The sequence below is a fragment of the Nonomuraea sp. NPDC049400 genome, assembly GCF_044466425.1.
Taxonomy (GTDB): Bacteria; Actinomycetota; Actinomycetes; order Streptosporangiales; family Streptosporangiaceae; genus Nonomuraea.
Genome location: NZ_JBITMP010000004.1, coordinates 254,924 through 269,585, shown reverse-complemented (window position 1 = coordinate 269,585; position 14,662 = coordinate 254,924). Strand labels below are relative to the sequence as shown.

The 14,662-nt window shown below is 70.4% G+C and carries 18 protein-coding genes; 6 read left to right on the top strand and 12 right to left on the bottom strand.

From position 1 onward, the window contains the following. Positions 1-376: 376 nt before the first annotated feature. Positions 377-2,002 (top strand): ABC-F family ATP-binding cassette domain-containing protein, encoded by a 1,626-nt coding sequence (locus tag ACIBVN_RS07250; protein ID WP_397133622.1) that lies wholly within the window; start codon positions 377-379, stop codon positions 2,000-2,002. A gap of 51 nt (positions 2,003-2,053) precedes the next feature. Here ACIBVN_RS07250 and ACIBVN_RS07245 read toward each other — a convergent pair whose 3' ends face one another. The 5 genes from ACIBVN_RS07245 to ACIBVN_RS07225 form a co-directional block, all read right to left on the bottom strand. Next, positions 2,054-2,773: a TetR/AcrR family transcriptional regulator gene (locus ACIBVN_RS07245; RefSeq protein ID WP_397133620.1), complete on the bottom strand. Its 720-nt coding sequence runs from the start codon at positions 2,771-2,773 to the stop codon at positions 2,054-2,056. A 31-nt stretch (positions 2,774-2,804) separates the two neighbouring features. Next, positions 2,805-4,022: an FAD-dependent monooxygenase gene (locus tag ACIBVN_RS07240; RefSeq protein ID WP_397133618.1), complete on the bottom strand. Its 1,218-nt coding sequence runs from the start codon at positions 4,020-4,022 to the stop codon at positions 2,805-2,807. 126 nt (positions 4,023-4,148) lie between these two features. Then, positions 4,149-5,315 carry an erythromycin esterase family protein gene (locus tag ACIBVN_RS07235; protein ID WP_397133616.1) on the bottom strand — a complete coding sequence of 389 codons (1,167 nt, stop codon included), beginning with the start codon at positions 5,313-5,315 and terminating at the stop codon, positions 4,149-4,151. 128 nt (positions 5,316-5,443) lie between these two features. Then, positions 5,444-5,962 (bottom strand): hypothetical protein, encoded by a 519-nt coding sequence (locus tag ACIBVN_RS07230; RefSeq protein ID WP_397133614.1) that lies wholly within the window; start codon positions 5,960-5,962, stop codon positions 5,444-5,446. Beyond that, positions 5,943-7,361, bottom strand: coding sequence for an FAD/NAD(P)-binding protein (locus tag ACIBVN_RS07225; RefSeq protein WP_397133612.1), 1,419 nt, complete (start codon positions 7,359-7,361; stop codon positions 5,943-5,945). The genes ACIBVN_RS07230 and ACIBVN_RS07225 overlap by 20 nt, the downstream gene beginning before the upstream one ends. Before the next feature lie 169 nt (positions 7,362-7,530). On the opposite strand from ACIBVN_RS07225, the gene ACIBVN_RS07220 reads away from it, so the two are divergent. After that, positions 7,531-8,598, top strand: coding sequence for a response regulator transcription factor (locus ACIBVN_RS07220; protein WP_397133610.1), 1,068 nt, complete (start codon positions 7,531-7,533; stop codon positions 8,596-8,598). A 99-nt stretch (positions 8,599-8,697) separates the two neighbouring features. Here the strand turns inward: ACIBVN_RS07220 and ACIBVN_RS07215 are convergent, their stop codons facing one another. Further along, a complete protein-coding gene (locus ACIBVN_RS07215; protein WP_397133608.1) occupies positions 8,698-9,258 on the bottom strand; it encodes a cyclophilin-like fold protein in 561 nt (186 codons plus the stop codon). Positions 9,259-9,505: 247 nt separating this feature from the next. Continuing rightward, positions 9,506-9,637, bottom strand: a complete 132-nt coding sequence (locus ACIBVN_RS07210; protein WP_397133914.1) for a LuxR C-terminal-related transcriptional regulator — start codon at positions 9,635-9,637, stop codon at positions 9,506-9,508. A gap of 67 nt (positions 9,638-9,704) precedes the next feature. Between ACIBVN_RS07210 and ACIBVN_RS07205 the strand changes: the two genes are divergently transcribed. After that, entirely contained in the window at positions 9,705-9,839 is a 135-nt protein-coding gene (locus ACIBVN_RS07205; protein ID WP_397133912.1) for a hypothetical protein, read from the top strand. Positions 9,840-10,376: 537 nt separating this feature from the next. Here the strand turns inward: ACIBVN_RS07205 and ACIBVN_RS07200 are convergent. The 4 genes from ACIBVN_RS07200 to ACIBVN_RS07185 form a co-directional block, all read right to left on the bottom strand. Then, positions 10,377-10,907 carry a GNAT family N-acetyltransferase gene (locus ACIBVN_RS07200; RefSeq protein WP_397133606.1) on the bottom strand — a complete coding sequence of 177 codons (531 nt, stop codon included), beginning with the start codon at positions 10,905-10,907 and terminating at the stop codon, positions 10,377-10,379. 289 nt (positions 10,908-11,196) lie between these two features. Beyond that, the gene (locus tag ACIBVN_RS07195) at positions 11,197-11,856 is read right to left on the bottom strand and encodes a C39 family peptidase (protein WP_397133604.1); all 660 of its coding nucleotides are present in this window, start codon (positions 11,854-11,856) and stop codon (positions 11,197-11,199) included. Positions 11,857-11,914: 58 nt separating this feature from the next. Further along, the gene (locus ACIBVN_RS07190) at positions 11,915-12,085 is read right to left on the bottom strand and encodes a hypothetical protein (protein WP_397133602.1); all 171 of its coding nucleotides are present in this window, start codon (positions 12,083-12,085) and stop codon (positions 11,915-11,917) included. Positions 12,086-12,105: 20 nt separating this feature from the next. Further along, complete coding sequence (locus ACIBVN_RS07185) at positions 12,106-12,249, bottom strand: hypothetical protein (protein WP_397133600.1); 144 nt, start codon at positions 12,247-12,249, stop codon at positions 12,106-12,108. Positions 12,250-12,572: 323 nt separating this feature from the next. On the opposite strand from ACIBVN_RS07185, the gene ACIBVN_RS07180 reads away from it, so the two are divergent. From ACIBVN_RS07180 to ACIBVN_RS07170, 3 genes are all read left to right on the top strand, one after another. Further along, the gene (locus ACIBVN_RS07180; RefSeq protein WP_397133598.1) at positions 12,573-13,067 is read left to right on the top strand and encodes a hypothetical protein; all 495 of its coding nucleotides are present in this window, start codon (positions 12,573-12,575) and stop codon (positions 13,065-13,067) included. Positions 13,068-13,331: 264 nt separating this feature from the next. Then, positions 13,332-13,712 carry a hypothetical protein gene (locus ACIBVN_RS07175; protein WP_397133596.1) on the top strand — a complete coding sequence of 127 codons (381 nt, stop codon included), beginning with the start codon at positions 13,332-13,334 and terminating at the stop codon, positions 13,710-13,712. Continuing rightward, positions 13,703-14,242 (top strand): hypothetical protein, encoded by a 540-nt coding sequence (locus ACIBVN_RS07170; RefSeq protein WP_397133594.1) that lies wholly within the window; start codon positions 13,703-13,705, stop codon positions 14,240-14,242. Before ACIBVN_RS07175 ends, ACIBVN_RS07170 begins: the two co-directional genes overlap by 10 nt. A gap of 16 nt (positions 14,243-14,258) precedes the next feature. On the opposite strand, the gene ACIBVN_RS07165 is transcribed toward ACIBVN_RS07170, so the two are convergent. Beyond that, entirely contained in the window at positions 14,259-14,615 is a 357-nt protein-coding gene (locus ACIBVN_RS07165; RefSeq protein WP_397133592.1) for a hypothetical protein, read from the bottom strand. Positions 14,616-14,662 lie beyond the last annotated feature (47 nt).

Below are 14,662 nucleotides of genomic sequence, written 5' to 3'. Positions count from 1 at the left end.
GCGGTGTTCATGCGTCTCCCTTGCGTACGGTGCGATGGCCGGAACTGCCGGTGGCTCCAGCGGTTCGCGAGATCTCGGGGTGACTCGACATGGCGCACGACCATAGGGGCCGCCTGCATGCGAAACGTTGACGACGCGTACACGCCGTGGCCGGACAGCCTCCGGCGGCTGCTATGGTGAAAAACGCTGAGATCGGAAGCTAGGAGACCAGACGTGGCAGGTGACGACGACATCTCCGGGTGATACCGGAGGTTGATCGGCCCCGGCAGGCGCACATGACCGCCGCCGATGTGGCCCTGGTCGTCGTTCCCCGAATCCCTGTCCCCTTTGCCGGGCGGCTTCGGCACGCCCGCGTTCTCGTACGAGGTCTTCTCGCATGTCCGATGCGTTCATCGTCTGTTCCGACCTGTCCTTCTCCTGGCCTGACGACACGCCCGTCTTCAGCGACCTGTCCTTCACCGTGGGCGGCGGTCGCACCGGCCTCGTCGCCCCGAACGGCGCGGGCAAGAGCACGCTGCTCAAGCTGATCGCCGGCGAACACCGGCCTCGTGGCGGCAGTGTGTCCGTTCACGGCGTGCTCGGCTACCTGCCGCAGAGCCTGCCCCTCACCGGCGACCTGACCGTGGCCGAGGTTCTCGGCATCGCCCCGGTGATCGCCGCGCTGGACGCCATCGAATCGGGCGACACCGACGTGGAGCACTTCACCACCATCGGCAACGACTGGGACATCGAGGAGCGCACCCGTGCCCAGCTCGACCGGCTAGGACTCGGCGAGCTCGCGTTCGACCGCACCCTGGGCACGCTGAGCGGCGGCCAGGTCGTCTCGCTCGGCCTCGCCGCGCAGCTACTCAAGCAGCCTGACGTCCTGCTGCTCGACGAGCCGACGAACAACCTCGACCTCGGGGCCCGTCGCAGGCTCTACGACGTTCTCGGCGACTGGAACGGCTGCCTGCTCCTGGTCAGCCATGACCGGGCCCTGCTCGACCGCATGGACCGCATCGCCGAGCTCGACCGCGGCGAGATCCGCTTCTACGGCGGCGACTTCACCGCGTACGAGGAAGCCGTCCGCACCGAGCAGGAGGCCGCCGAACGCAACGTGCGCAGCGCCGAGCAGGAGCTCAAGCGCGAGAAGCGGGAGATGCAGCAGGCCCGCGAGCGCGCCGAGCGCCGGGCCGGCAACGCCGCCCGCAACCTCAAGAGCGCCGGGCTGCCGCGGATCTTCGCCGGGAACATGAAGCGCGGCGCGCAGGAATCGGCCGGGCGGGCGGGCCAGATGCACGCCGCCCGCGTCAGCGACGCCAAGGCCAGGCTCGACGAGGCCGGGCGGGCGCTGCGCGACGACCAGAAGATCGCGCTGGAGCTGCCGGCGACCAACGTGCCCGCCGGGCGCACCGTCTTCCACGGCGAACACCTTCAGGCCCGCGGCCTGTTCGCCGAGCCGGGCATCGACCTGACCGTCCGCGGGCCCGAGCGGATCGCGCTGACCGGCCCCAACGGCGCGGGCAAGTCAACCCTGCTGCGCCTGATCAGCGGCGACCTGGAGCCCGACGGCGGCACGACCAGGCGGGCCGACGGCCGGGTCGCGTACCTGTCGCAGCGGCTCGACCTGCTCGACGTCGAGCGCACCGTGGCCGAGAACCTGGCCGCGTTCGCCCCGAGCATGCTGGAAGCGGAGCGGATGAACCTGCTCGCCCGCTTCCTGTTCCGCGGCTCCCGTGCCCACCTGCCAGTAGGCGTGCTGTCGGGCGGCGAACGGCTGCGCGCCACCCTGGCTTGCGTGTTGTGCGCCGAGCCGGCGCCCCAGCTCCTCCTGCTCGACGAGCCCACCAACAACCTGGACCTGGTCAGCGTGGGGCAGCTGGAGAGCGCGCTCGGCGCGTACGAGGGGGCCTTCGTGGTGGTCAGCCACGACGAGCGGTTCCTCGCGGAGATCAAGGTGGAGCGCTGGCTGGAGCTGTCCGGCGGGCGGCTGCTGGAGACGGGACGGCCCGCCGGTGAGTGACGCGCCGCTCGCCCGGTCTCGGGCGGGTGCGGTCGGCTTTGCCTGCTGGGTTCATTGCTGGAGGGTCTGGCTGCGGTCAATGATGTCCAGCACGGCGTCCCTGGTCTGGCGGAAGACGGCGACGGTGTCGTCGGCGGCCGCGGTGACGGCCTGCCCGGCGGATGCGACCGCGGGTTCGAGCAGCAGGGCCACGGTGTCGGCGAGGACGTCGCCGGGGTCGCCGGCGCTGGGCGGGGCGGAGTCCGGGTGGGACATGGCGGTGCCGAAGCCGGTAAGCATGGCGTGCATGGCGTAGGACTGGTCGGCAAGCGGGCGGTCCTGGCGGATCAGGCCGTGCCGGCGCAGGATCGGCATGACCGCCTCGCACATGGCGCTGGGCTGAGTGCGGTCGAACAGGTCACGGTCGCCGGCCTGCTCGATGAGCAGCCGCAGCAGTTCGGCGTCCTTGGCGGTGAGGCGGCGGGCCAGCGGGGATCGCAGCCCGGTGCGGATCAGCAGCGGGGCCAGGTGGCGCGGCAGCACGGCGGTGGGGTCGGCGGTGATGCGGGCGATGACCTCGTCCAGGAAGGCCAGCAGTTCGCGGGCGAACAGGCCGAGGATGAGGTCCTCCTTGGTGGGCCAGTACAGGTAGACGGTGCCCTTGCCGACCCCGGCAGCGCCGGCGATCTCGCTGACGGTGACCTTGCGCACGCCGTGATCGGCCACCAGCTCGCGCGCGCTGTCCAGGATGCGGGCGGCTTTGTGCGAGTGGTGTTCGATCAGCTGGCTCACCGTGCTGTCCTCCGTTGTCGTGCTGCTGTTGTCAGGGGGCGGCGACGTCGATGTTCTTGGCCCGCATGTCCTTGTTGTCGAACATTCTCCTGCCCATGGCCCTGCCGACGCCCGGCATCCGCATCAGACGCATCATCCCTGCACGCAGGAGATGCTCCTTGCGGTCATGCGAGGTGAAGACACGGCGGCCGGGCAGGGCGCTGTCTTGCTGCTGGTGGATGAACGGCCTCATGCGCGCCTCCCATGCCCGTAGCGCGCCGGGAAGATCGCCGGGATGGCGCTGCAGCATGGTGCCCAGCAGTTCGCCTCCGGCCAGGCCGCTGGAGGCGCCCATACCCGCATAGAGGGTGACGCACCAGGCGGAGTCGCCGATCAGGACGACCCGGCCGCGGTGCCAGCGCGGCATCTTGACCTGCTGCACCGAGTCGAACAGCGCGTCGGGTGCCTGCTCGTAGCGCGTCAGCAGCTCTTCCAGCAGGGGACCGGGGGGTTCGGGGCCGAAGGCGGCGCGGATGGACTCGATCGGCGGGCGGCGGAACTCCGCGTCGATGTCGTGCGTGCGGTAGGAGAACAGCAGGCTCGGGGCGTGATCGGCGAACGGGAAGGCCCACACCGAGCGGCCGGGTTCGGCCAGGACCAGGCCCTCCTCCTGGCGGAAGCCCTCGATCGGCTCGTCCAGGACGGTGGCGCCGATCATGTAGTTCAACGGGTGCAGGTACTCCTCGGGACCGAAGGCGAGCTTGCGCACCGTGGAGCGCATCCCGTCGGTGCCGATCACCAGGTCGAAGCGCTCGGTGACGGTGGTGTCCGCGGCGGTGTCGTGCAGCGTCACCTCCGCCGCGGCGTCGTCCTGGTCGATGCGGATGGGCACGGTGGAGTAGCGGATCTCCACATCGTCCGGCAGCGCCGCGAACAAACCTCGCTCCACATCGCCGCGCAGCAGCGGGCGAGGGCCTGCGGTCATGGCGAAGGGGTTCATGCCGGGACGGCGGCGCCCCGCGCGGTCCACCTCGTAGCTGGTGACATGGGGACCGCTGCGGTCGCCGATGGCCTCCAGCACGCCCAGCCGCCGGGCCGAGGCGATGCCGGCGCCGAACAGGGCGATGAAGTATCCGCCGGAGCGGCGCGCCGGCGCCCGCTCCACCACCACCGGCTCCCACCCGACCTGGCGCAGCCGCAACGCGGTGGCGATGCCGGCGATCCCCAGCCCGACCACCAGCGCCCGGCCGGCCTTGCCGACGTCGGTCATGGCGACTCCTCTCGTAGGCTTCCAGACCAGGTTAGCCGACGAACTGACCAATTTAGTTCTCTTGGTCAGTAGAGACGCGTACTGCTCCGCGATGCGTGTCAGGAGGGCCTGACACGCACGCGCCTGTCAACCCAGCTTTTTCAGCCTGACGGCCTCTTTGAGGAAGACGATGCCGTCGATCATGTCGAGCTGGGCCGGGTCCAGCGGGAAATACGCGAAATCGTGGGAGATGCGTGGGGCGGGGTTCGTGATGGCCTCGGCCAGGCGGGGGGCCTCGATGAGAGAGTGGTCCCACGGGAGCGTGGACAGGATGCCCTCGACGGTGTCCGGGGGCGGGGTGTCGTCGCCGGCCGTGCCGAGGGCCGAGGCCAGGAAGGCGTACCGGTCGCCCAGGTGCGCCGCGGTGATCGCCCCCGCGCTCCACCACTCCAGCGTCTGGTCGCCGAACGGCATGAAGGTCTTGTTCCGCTGCAGGTGGAGGTTGCTGGAGAAGACCAGGGCCGGGCCGTGCTCGGCGACGGCACGCAGGTTGGCGGCCATCATGGCGTCCCGCAGGGCCGACAGCCGGGTCCACCGTGCCGGGGACGTGTCGGCCATCCAGTAGTGGTAGCGGAGCAGGCCGGTGGCGGTGCGCCCGTACAGCGCCGCCAGCTCCCTGTCCTTCGCGTTCAGTCGCGGCGCCTGTGTGTCGAGCAGCGCCACCAGGTCGTCGGCGATCAGGCGCAGCTGCTGGGCGTCGGCGGACTGGCCGATCGACTGGGACGGATCCATGGCCGTGGCCTCGTTCGACCACCGGTCGTCCGGGCCGAGCAGCGTGTCGAGGGTTTCCGTCGTCCAGGGGAGCGGGCCGTCGAGCAGGTTGTAGAGGGAGGTGAGCGCCTGGCGCGGGCTCTCGGCCCAGTACTCCAGCGGGCCGTCGAAGCCGAAGAACCGGAGCTTTTCCTCATGCTCCTGGTTGTACGCCCGCATCCAGCGCACGAGCTCGCGGTTGGCCGGTGCCGCGCCGAAGCTGTGGCTGAAGCCGCGTTCCATGACGTCGTCGAGCGTGCCCGCGCCCGTCGTGATGTAGTCGTCCACCACGAGGCCCTTGAGGCAGTCGCTCTCGATGGCGAACGACCGGTAGCCCTCGTGCTCGACCAGATGCCGGAAGATCTCGTTGCGCAGCTCGCCCAGCTCCTCCACGAAGTGCCTGGCCTCGCCCAGGCCGAGCAGCAGGGGCTTGGCGGGCAGCGACCGGAGGAACGCCGAGATGCCCGCGCCGTCGCACGTACGGGCTGTGTCCTTGATGTCCATGCCTTCAACGGTATCGTTGAACCTTCGGTGTAAACTTTGCCACGGAAATTGCCGCCCCACACGCCATGGACCTTCAATCGGCGATGCATCCATGGCCAGTGGACCCGGTGGGAACCACGCGTCCGGCATCATCCGCCGGGGGTGCCGGCTCCTGGCCCGGGAGTCTGCCCGGCCCTCGCGGCACGCCGCCCAGCCCCGCGCGCCAGGATGAGGGACAGCGCGGCGAGGCCGAAGGCGGCCAGCATGATGACGGCCATGGAGATCGTGCCGTCGCCGAGGAGACCCGACAGGGGTGAGGCGGCCGCGCCGAGGATGAACTGGCTGCCGCCGAGCAGCCCGGAGGCCGCTCCGGGAGCGTCGTGGCCGAGTGACTGGACGATGGTGGTGGTGGCGGGCAGCGCCGTGCCGAGGCCGGCGACGGTGACGAACAGGCAGGCCCAGGTGGCGGCGACGGAACCGCCGGTCGTGACCAGCGACGCGACCAGCGCCGCCCGAAGAGGACGCTGGAGGCCAGCATGCCGAGGGCGTTGACGGCGAAGACGAGGCTGTACCGCGTGGCCGAGAGGCCGTAGACGTCCTGGAAGACGAACGTCGAGCCGGCGATGGCTCCCGGCTGACCGCGGCTCGTCAGCCGGGATGTGTCGCACGCGCCGCCTGGGCTGCCTGGGCGGCGATACCGGCGATACCGGAGGTGATGAACGGACCGCCCCCGGCGAAGTCCCCCACCACGTCCAGGCGCGGATCGGCCGGGACCAGCCCACCGGCGGGGTGCAGCACCGCCAAGCCGCCGGCCACCAGGGACGCCACCAGCGGCCCTGCCGCGTCCGGCACGGCCTGTGGCGGCGGGTTCACGGCATTGATGACGACGTCCGCGCGCCAAGTGCCATCATCGCAGCGCGGCAGGAAGCAGCCCTGCGCCGCCTCGATCCCGCGGATGCCGGCGGCCACGCTGAGCTGCCCGCTGTCCAGCAGCCGCATCAAGACAGCCGCATTCACCGGCACCATGGGCGAAGCCAGGCTGGTCGCCAGGCGGAAATGGCGCCGCAGCCGCACGCGGTCGGGCTCGGCCAGCAGCCGCCAGGCGTAGGGGCCGACGGTGTGCGCGGTCTCCTGCAGGACACGGCGGCCGATCGCGAGGTCGTCCACGGCGGCCAACTGCCGCCGCAACCGCCCCGCGGGCTCCTCCACCCCGGCCGCCAGCAGGTCGGCTGCGAAGTCGCCGAAGTCCTCACCGGCCAGCGCCAGCTCGGCACGCAGCAGCCGGATCAGGCCATCGAGCGTGACCGCGCCATGTTCGCGATGCAGCGCCGCCACCCGCTCGGCGGTCACCTGCCGCGGCCGGTGATCGAGGGGGCGCTGCCAGACGTGCGGCAGCAGACCGCTGCGCGACACCAGCGTGATCGGCCCGGCGTGCCCGCGTGCGGCGAGCGAGACGACGACGTCGACCGCCGTCAGGCCACTGCCGATGACCGCCACCGTGCTCTCGGCCGGGACCCGCTCGAGCGTGCGCGCCAGCGGGTACGGATCGGCCACGAACCCGGAGGCTTCGCGGAGCCCGTAGTGGTCCTGAGGCGTCCCCCCGCCCACGCACAGAGCCGCACGATCGGCTTCGTACCGTTTCCCGTCCTCGGCACGCAACACCAGCCGGTCTCCGGAGCGGGCCATGGCGGTGACGCGGGCAGCGAGCACGCGTACGTGCCAGCCGCGCTCGCGCAGCGTGGCCAACGCCGTCTCGGCGGTGTGCTCGAGGTAGTCGCCGTAGAGCGCGCGGGGAACCAACGGTTGTCCCAGCTGTTCATCGACGTGGGCCGCACCACGCTCGCCCAGCCAAGCCGCGTAGTGCCCCCGGTCCTGATGACGGATCGACATGAGCGCGGGTGGGGCGTTGACCAGCACACTGTCCAGGTCCGGCCCGTACGGGCGGCCCCGCCACAGGTGCGCCGACGGCTCGAACACGGTGATACCGCCGGGTTCCACGGCGGTGGCCGCCAGCGCGTCCAGCAGTCCGACTGCGGCAGCGCCCGCTCCGACAATGGCGATATCCATGTCTTCCCTTCGTGGTGTTTCGGGCTTCGAGCCTGACCGTGGCCGGAGCCGGGTCCCATCCCCCGCCGGCGGGCCGATCGGCTGGGAACAACCCCCTCAAACGAGGGGTTGGCGAGGAGCGGGGGATGGGGCAGGCTCGCCGGCGTCCCGACTACAGGAGGAAGCCCAAGTGACCGACCCGCGCCGTCATGCGGAAGTGATGTCGGCCGCCGAGCGAGCCGGCGACGCGCTGGAACTCTTCGGCCGCGTCTCAGCCAGACTGCGGCGGCTGGTGCCGTTCGACGCGGCGGTGTGGACGGCCACAGATCCGGAGACCGGCCTCGTCACCGCGCCCATGCTGGTGGAGAACCTCGGCTCCGGTGAAGGCTGCGGCGCCTACTGGGAGAGCGAGCTCCTGGAGGAGAACGTCCTGCCGTTCCGGGACCTCACCCACGCCGCGGTTCCGGCGGCCGGCCTGCGAGCGGCCACGGGTGACCTGCCGGCGCGCAGCGCACGCTTTCGCCGCCTGCTCGGGGACCAAGGCGTGGACGACGAGCTCCGTGCCGTACTGCGAATCGGCGGGCGGCCCTGGGGCGTGGTGAGCCTTTTCCGCATGCGGGGAAGAACGGCGTTCGGCCAGAACGAGATCGCGTTGCTCGCCACTCTGTCCGGCCCGCTCGCCGACCGGCTGCGCCGGTTCGCCCGTCCCTCGGGATCGGGCCGCCAAGGCGGCGCATCCGCGCCCGGCCTGCTGCTCTTCGACGACTACGGTGAGGCCACGTCGATCAATGAGGAGGCGCGGCGACATCTTGCGCTGCTGCCGGACGGCCCGTCCATCCCGTCGGCACTGGGCCTGAGCCTGCCCATCTGGGTGGTCGGCACGGCCCTGCAGGCGCAGGCCATCGCCCGGGGCCGCGATCGAGGCAGCGCCCGGATACGCATCCGCACCGTTGACGGTCAGTGGCTGACCTGCCACGCCTCATGTCTCAGCGGCCCCGGCGGGCGGCCTGGCCCAGTGGCGCTCGTCATCGAGCCCGCGGCCCCCGCCGACCTGGCGGGCATCGTCGCCCAAGCGTACGGCCTGACAACGCGAGAGCTTGAGATCGCCCAGCTCGTGGCACGCGGCCTGCCCACCACCGAGATCGCCGCGGCATTGTTCATCTCCCCGCACACCGTCCGTGATCACCTCAAGGCCGTCTTCGGCAAGGCCGGGGTCTCCAGCCGTGGTGAGCTCGTCGCCCAACTGTTCACCGAGTGACGGCGCCGGTAGAGGTCGGCCGCGATGGTGATCCCGTACCGGTTCTTGTACGACACCGGCGTCCGGGTGCCGTTGATCGTGCTCGGTCCAGGCGGTAGGTCAGGAGCCGGTTGCGGCGGCCGCCTCGATCAGGACCGTGGCGTGCTTGTCCGCGTCGGCGAGCCTGTCCAGGCCCGCCTCGACGACCCCGAGGGGGACCAGGCCCGGGTCGGGCACCGCCTGGCCGAGGTCGTCGTAGTAGATGGCGATCACTCCGCTCGGGGGCCAGAAGTAGATGCCGCCCGGAGTGGGATCGTGGATCGGCGTGCCGCCCTCGACCGTGAGCGTCTGCGGCAGTCGCCCAGCCCTCGCCTGCCCCCACACGTCCCTCAGCTGCACGGTCAACGGCAGCATCGCGACCAACTGCCGCGACGGCGGCGTATCGGTCAACGTCGCGGCGACGGCATGGTCACCCAACCGCAGCACCACCGGCATCCCCGATGCGGCGCTCGCCGTGCCCGACGGTGGCCGCGGCGATGACTGCGACGGTGGCAGCGGCCGGGTGCGCGGGTCTGTCGGAAGCGAGCATCCGGCCGAGGCAGCGACCACCGAGGCGGTCAGCAGGGCAGCCGTTAGGCGGCGGGTCCACCCGGCGACGGTCACGGTCACGACATCGGTCATGACATCCAGCACATCCGGGCCGCCCCAGGGTGAGGAAGTCACTGACGATGGATGTACTCCCAGTACATCCCAACCTGCCGGGGGCTTGTCGTAGCCTCGTGCCATGGACAACCGGTCCGAAGTGCGCGAATTCCTCACCTCGCGGCGCGCCAGGATCACCCCTGAGCAGGTGGGCCTGCCGGTCGCCGGCGCCACCCACGAGCACACCGACCAGCCAAGACACAGATCGCCCGCACCGGCACCCCCTCTAGAACGGCCCCTCGCCGGAGAAAGGGTAGCTCTTCACGGTCTCCATCGTGATGCCGAGATCCTCGGCGGCCTGGGCGTTCGTCCAGCCAAGGGCGACGCAGGCGAGGACGTCCAGCTCGCGCGCTGACAGTGCCAGGCCCGGTCCCGCCCCTTGGCCGCCCGACAGCTTCCTGCAGACAGCCTCGACCCGTTTCCTGATGGCGGGCGTCCCGGACGAACTGCGCGGAGAGGTCCTGGTCGCGTACGTCGTGCCGAAGCCTGGAGCGGTCGCGTCCGGTGATCTGGCCGGCGAGCTCCAGCGGTTCCTGCTGCGCGAAGGCGGCCGGGCATGACGGGCGGGGTCGCGGTCCTGCACCAGGGCCGCGTCGTCGAGCAGGGCCCAGCGGCGCAAATCTCGGCAGAGCCTGCGCACCCCTGTACCCGCACATTGTGGCGGCGGCCGTGCAGCGCTCCCGCCGAACCCTCATCGCCGGCAGCGCCATGATCCCGTTCGCGACCTCCGTGACCCAGCACGAGGTCAGCCCGGGTGGTGGAAGGTGCGCGGTCAGCCGGCGGATATCGAGCGGTCACCGGCTGCTGGTTGAGTGAACGCCTACGCCGGTACGGGAGGTACGGTGCGGATCGAGTTCGCGCTGTTGGGAGAGCTTCGCACGTGGGCGGATGGCGCGGCAATCGATCTGGGCCCCGCGCGGCAGCGGTGTGTACTGGCGGCCCTGCTCGCGACGCCAACCGGCCCTCTGGACGCCGGTGAAGCCCCCGCCAGCCTCAGAGCTGTCTTTTCCTGGTCGTCCCGCACCCTCAGCCAGGAAGCCGGTCGGCTCTTCCGCCTCCTGGGCCTCCACCCAGGCCCCGACTTCACCGCCCGCCCGTCACAGTGGAGTAGTCCACCATTCCGATGCGATGGAGAGCCCGGCCAAGCGGAGCGCCTCGCGTTTCATTTCGTCCGCGTGGCCGCACACCACCACGACCTGGGCCGCGCCTTGCCGGCGTGCCTCTTCCGTGACCGCGCGAAGGAGATCGACGCCGATCGTGGCCCAATCGTGGTCGTCCACGACGGCGTAGTCGTCGAGCATGCATGTTGGGCCGCCGGGGTCGTACACCGGAGGTGAGGGCACGAGCGAGCCGATTGCGAACCCAGCGAAGTGGTGCTCTCGTTCGGCCACCCGGCAGATGACCTTCGGGTCGTCCACCAGCGTGGCGAGGAAGGCGGTGTGGCGAGCCTGAGCATCGGCCGCGCCGCGCCAGAAGACCGGCTGGTGTTGTTCGTACCTTTCGCGGCGACGGGCCATCAGCGCGGCGATCGCTGCCACATCGCCGGGCGCGGCACACCGGATGGCAAGCATGATCCCCATGCTAGATGGGGCAAACGGCCGCCGCACCCAACTGATCGCCAACAGCAAGATCAAAGTTCACGGCCAGGGCCTGGACTGGTTCGGCAAATCGAGGCGATCAGCGTGATGGAACGCTGCGAACTGGTCGCGGAGCCCTCGGCGAGCACGTCTACGACTTCTTCCTCCGCAACAAGAGGGCGGAGCGGGAGGAATACCGCCGCCAGGTCACCGAGTTCGAGCCCGGCCGCTACCTGCTGGTGCTGTAGCCGCAGGTCAGCGGCGTTTTGTAGAGCGCGACGGCATGGGCGCAACGACGGCGAACCGTTGCGCCCCATGCTTCTGATCACTCCTGGGCCGTCTACCTGCTGATGTCGAGATAGCCGATCGGGTCGGCCGCCTGGCTCAGCGCCTTCACCGAGACCGTGTGGTTGCCGTTGGTGCGGTTGTTGGCCGGATCCCACACGGTGACCGTGCGCTTGACCTTGTCGTACCCGCGCACGGTGACCATGTGGGTGTTCGGCGCGCCCGCCACCTTCCCGTACGGCATGCGGTCGGCGTCCACGATGATGGCGGTCGCGCGCTTCAGCACGCCCACGTCATAGGCGATGTTGTTCAGCAGGGCCCCGGGGTCCTTGGTCTCGCCCCAGGCCATGGTGAAGCCCTTCTTGTTGACGTAGGCGTTGAAGACCAGTCGGATGTTCTTGCTCGGCGTACCCTTCTTGTTGTCGGTCTTCATCTGCCTGGCCAGCTGCTCCTGGGTGCGGCTGTAGCCGTAGGTCCGCAGGATGACGCTCATGGTGGCGGGGGCGCACCACATGCCGTACTTCTGCCGTACCGCGGGGTGCGAGACAGAGGCCTTGGCCGGGGCGAGCAGCCCGAGGTCCTGCTTCGGCGAGACGCTGGGCGAGGCACTGGGCGTGGGGGTCGGTACGGCGTGTGCGGGAGAGGCCGTCAGCAGCGCCCCGGAAGCGGAGGCGGCGACGGCGGCGATGGCCAGGGCACGTGCGGTGGTGCGCAAGGGGGAATCTCCAGAGGAACTCGACTGACTTGGCCGGGCCGGTCGACCCGGCAGAGGACTAGAAGTAGGCGGAGAACCGGTCGGTGGCCGGCCATGTCGTGACCGCGTTCGCGGCCTGGTTGAGAAGCGGGCCGATGCCGGATAAGCCGCGCGTGCTGCCCTCCTGCCTCCGGTTGGAGAGCGCGGCGAAGGCGAAGGCGTTCACGCCGTTCTCGGGAATGGCGGACATCCGGTCGATGGAGGTGGCGTTCAGGATGCCCTCGTGACGTTCGCCAGCCGCGGGTCGGCGGCGGTCGGGAGACGGAGCAGCGAGGCGATCTTCGCGCCCAGGCTGGTCGGGACGAGGGCGGCGTCACCCGCCACGAGGAGCTGCCGACAGCTCAGCTCGGTCACGTTTTGCCCTTCCGAATTGCGTGGAACGTGAGCAAAGTTACCAGTGATACTTATGTCAATCCACGTGAACCACGTCTCTCCAGTGAACCCTTGGGTGATCGGTGTGATCTGGCAACAGCGATCCGCCTGGCCGGACGGGAGCGGCACGCGCGGCCGGATGTGAGGTGATTGCATGGCTATGCGGCGAACATATATCTATGCGCCTTAGCGAGACTCAGGCAGGACCAGCGCACAGCGTGGGCTCGCTGTCGTGCCTTCCATGTCACGAACTGGGTGGCTGATTCGTCTCCGAGACAGAGACCAACGTCGAGAAGGAGATGGTCATGCGGGTGGTAGCCCAGGCCCGGCCGGACGTCATCGTGCACCAGATGACCGCGATCTCCGTGAAGCGCGCCGGCAAGGCCGACATGAAGCACATGGACCGGTGGTTCGCCGGCATCAACCGGCTGCGCACCGAGGGAACGGATCACCTGCTGGTCGCCGCCGAGGCGACTGACGTCCCCCACTTCGTCGCGCAGGCCCACGGCGCCTGGAACGGCCTCCGCTACCGTCCTGGCCCTCGAGCAGCAGGCCCGCGGCGTGTTCACCACGACGAACCGGCGCCGGCGAACGAGCGGCTGTTTCACCTGGCGGCATGCGCGGGCGCGAAGCGGCCGATGTGGGTCCCCGCATGGCTGGCCCGGCCGCTAGCCGGAGATGTAGCGGTGCTGATGATGGCGGAGGGGCGTGGCTTCTCCAACGCCAAGGCCAAGGCCGAGCTCGGCTGGCAGCTGCGTCATCCCTCCTGGCGACAGGGTTTCAAGGAGGAATTGGCGTGACCCGGCGTCGAGGCCTCCGCTGATCGTGCTGGCCGGCTCAGCGATCGTGGGAGTCTCCCTCCGGCCGGCCCGGGTCAACGGCAGGCCCGGGGCCGTCCTCCGACAAGCACGCCAGATTGGAATGGCTTCCGATCTGCTGAGTGGCAGAGCCGTACTCCGTTCCGGCACATGCCCTGACGCCGGACCAGCTCGCTCCAAGAACGGCAGCCCGTCCCCGACGTTGGATGGGCACTCTGAGCCGAGAGCATCCGACACGAGGAGGTGATGATGGGCCTGGGCAGCCTCGGGTTGACCACCGAGCAGGAACGTCTCTATCGCCGGCTGCTCCGCGACCCGCGCGCCGACCTCGACCCGGCCGAGGTCGGCCCGGTGCTGGCTGAGCTGCGCGCGCTGGGCCTGGTGGACGAGTCGCGGACCGCGCTCCCCCCGGCCGCCGCCATCGACGTGCTGGTCCGGCGGCGCATCGAGCAGACGCAGCGCCAGCTCACCGAGCTCACCCTCGCCTGGGACGTGCTCACCGAACTGGCCGAGGAGCACCGCAGCGGTCGCCCGGTCCAGATGGTCGAGCACCTGCTGGACGGAAAGGCCGTCACCCGGCGCATGTTCGGGCTGCTGGCCGATGAGCGGGCGAGTTCGTGCATCTGAAGGAGCGGGCCTTCTACGAGAAGACCGAGTACAGCGTCGAGCCCTTCAAGCGCTTCCTGGCCCGCGGGCTGCGCAGCCGTACCCTCTTCTCCGCCCACGCCCTGCGAGATCCCGCCCAGGAGCCATACGCCCGGAGCTGGCATGATTTGGGCGACTTGCACCGCGTCACCACCGAGCCGATCCACCACCTGGCCATCGTCAACCGCCGGTTCGCCTTCATCCAGGCCGACCCCACCGACCCGACGGCCGGAGCCCTGCAGATCCGCCAGCCCGACGTGGTCGCCATGCTGGCCGACCTCTTCGACGGCATGTGGGCGCGCGCCCGGGACCTGGACGACCTGCCGCTGTCCCCCGTCGAGCAGCGCGTCCTGTACGCGCTGACCTGCCACGAAACCGACACCGCCGCGGCAGGCTCGCTCAACGTCTCGGTCCGCAAGTTCCGCGGCCACGTCGCCGACCTCATGGCGCGCCTGGGCGCCCAGACACGTTTCCAGGCCGCCCTGCTCGCCCAAAAACGCGGCTGGCTGTAACTTCAGGACGCCGTGCTCAGGGCCGCGCCGGGCCCTCGCCCACGCCGGTCTGGAGGATCGCCCGGCCGATGGCCGCGACATCCTCGCCGGTCAACTCCAGCGTGGCCGCGTCGATCCACCCGGCCACCTGCTCGGGCCGCCGCGCCCCAACCAGCCCTGCCGCCTCTTCCTCCGCGTTGGTGAACGCCACCACTGCGAGGAGGTCACGTGTAGGCGACCACGCCCACCCAGGATGCCAGGGAGATCTCCCGCCGCCGCTCTGGCCGCCACCGGGGTGGGCGCCGACGTCCCAGGTGCGGACCAGGCGGTTGGCTGGGGGCGTGCTCGGCGCGGTGAGCTGGTGGATCACCACATCGGCGGAGATGCCCTCCACAGCGCGCAGCAGGGCAGGGGCCGTGGCCAGGGGTCAACCTGCGTGAG

What these genes read in the sequence shown, in the direction of transcription:
- ACIBVN_RS07175 (WP_397133596.1), top strand. Translation starts at nt 13,332, where the DNA reads ATGATGGGCCTGGGCAGCCTCGGGTTGACCACCGAGCAGGAACGTCTC.
- ACIBVN_RS07190 (WP_397133602.1), bottom strand. Translation starts at nt 12,085, where the DNA reads ATGTCCGCCATTCCCGAGAACGGCGTGAACGCCTTCGCCTTCGCCGCG.
- ACIBVN_RS07235 (WP_397133616.1), bottom strand. Translation starts at nt 5,315, where the DNA reads ATGGACATCAAGGACACAGCCCGTACGTGCGACGGCGCGGGCATCTCG.
- ACIBVN_RS07250 (WP_397133622.1), top strand. Translation starts at nt 377, where the DNA reads ATGTCCGATGCGTTCATCGTCTGTTCCGACCTGTCCTTCTCCTGGCCT.
- ACIBVN_RS07240 (WP_397133618.1), bottom strand. Translation starts at nt 4,022, where the DNA reads ATGACCGACGTCGGCAAGGCCGGCCGGGCGCTGGTGGTCGGGCTGGGG.
- ACIBVN_RS07215 (WP_397133608.1), bottom strand. Translation starts at nt 9,258, where the DNA reads ATGACCGATGTCGTGACCGTGACCGTCGCCGGGTGGACCCGCCGCCTA.
- ACIBVN_RS07205 (WP_397133912.1), top strand. Translation starts at nt 9,705, where the DNA reads ATGGCGGGCGTCCCGGACGAACTGCGCGGAGAGGTCCTGGTCGCGTAC.
- ACIBVN_RS07225 (WP_397133612.1), bottom strand. Translation starts at nt 7,361, where the DNA reads ATGGATATCGCCATTGTCGGAGCGGGCGCTGCCGCAGTCGGACTGCTG.
- ACIBVN_RS07180 (WP_397133598.1), top strand. Translation starts at nt 12,573, where the DNA reads ATGCGGGTGGTAGCCCAGGCCCGGCCGGACGTCATCGTGCACCAGATG.